We start from the raw sequence: 1,316 nt of genomic DNA on the forward strand, positions 1-1,316 counted from the left end.
CGCCAAAAATCGAATCGAGCCGCAATGGATAATAACTACATGCTTACTATTCTTGCTGCTTGTTTATCTCAACATGATGATGTCTCAGAATCCGCTTGTCAATAGTGTTTGAGACGCGCTTACCCTGGGACCACTGGAACCCAAAAAGTGTTGCTCCTGCCTTGGTTTTAAATACGACGGTAGTAGAAACTGGAGAGCGTTTGCTGTTAAGTCCATTTACATTCAAGACTCCGCGTTTATCTACTGTAAAGTTTCCAGATCTAGTAGACATTAATACCGTTGCTTGCAAAAACAAAAATAATTCTCACATTAACTTTCGTCTCAGCACGGCTGCTTTTCTCAGTGCCAGATTCCCATTCATTACTCCTGTGGGTTGGTTTAACAGATGTTATGATAAGAAGGGTGATATTCTCGCCGATCAAGAACTAAACTCCAAATCTCGCTTAGCAGACGGAGGTTATTTTGAAAACTCCGGCTTCACAAATGCATTTGAGATTGGTCAAGGATTACAAGAAATTTTAGATCACGGACTAGAAAGCCAAATAGATCAAGATATTGTTAAATCAACCACAGGTGATCTTCACAAAATCCCAACAATCAAAATTGTATACCTGGCGCTTACTGATAACTCACCTTTAAACCAACAATCTGGAGGAAATGATCTATTTTCTCCAATGAATGCCTTATATAATTCGAGAGAGGCTCGAGGTCGTAGCATCATTGAGCAAGCTGAATACAAAATAGACGGCAATTTAAATGACGATGAGAACAAGATTGTTTCTAAGCATGACTTCAGGCAATTCTATTTAACCCATTTCGCTCCTAGCAAAGAGAATGGAGCAGTCAATATTTGTCGGCTAGGTAATGCAGAATGTAAATCAATAGGCGGCAAGTCAAATTTCAATTTACCACTAGGATGGTATTTATCAAAATTCTCTCAGGACTATATCAGGGATAGAATTGGCAATCCTATCGCTTGTCAGGTTGATGATCATTATCCAAATGCTAATAATAATCACTGCATTATGAAATCCGTCATACACGAACTGGAATTAACCCATTGACTCGTCAAACAGCTAAAGGCATTTTGTCAACACTCATGAGAGTAGCTTCCATCTCCGTGTTTTATCCATTTATAAGCTATCTCAAATCTGGCTATTTCGGAATCGGAAGTGAGATTAATTTTGCAATTGTCCATCGCCATTGCTCCCACCTACCTTGATATTCATCATCTAATTTCAGTAGTTTTGATAATAGCCATCCATGTTCAAAAGTTGATTTGAGTACCATTGGTGTTATCTTTAATAAACATTTGC

The 1,316-nt window shown here is 38.4% G+C and carries 1 protein-coding gene; it reads left to right on the forward strand.

Features of this window, described 5'->3' with window-relative positions; all coding sequences use genetic code 11:
* Positions 1 to 95: 95 nt before the first annotated feature.
* Entirely contained in the window at positions 96 to 1,064 is a 969-nt protein-coding gene (locus AC1F2U_RS34695) for a hypothetical protein (protein ID WP_480265271.1), read from the forward strand.
* Positions 1,065 to 1,316: the final 252 nt, after the last annotated feature.

It is taken from the genome of Nostoc sp. LEGE 12454 (genome assembly GCF_056620565.1).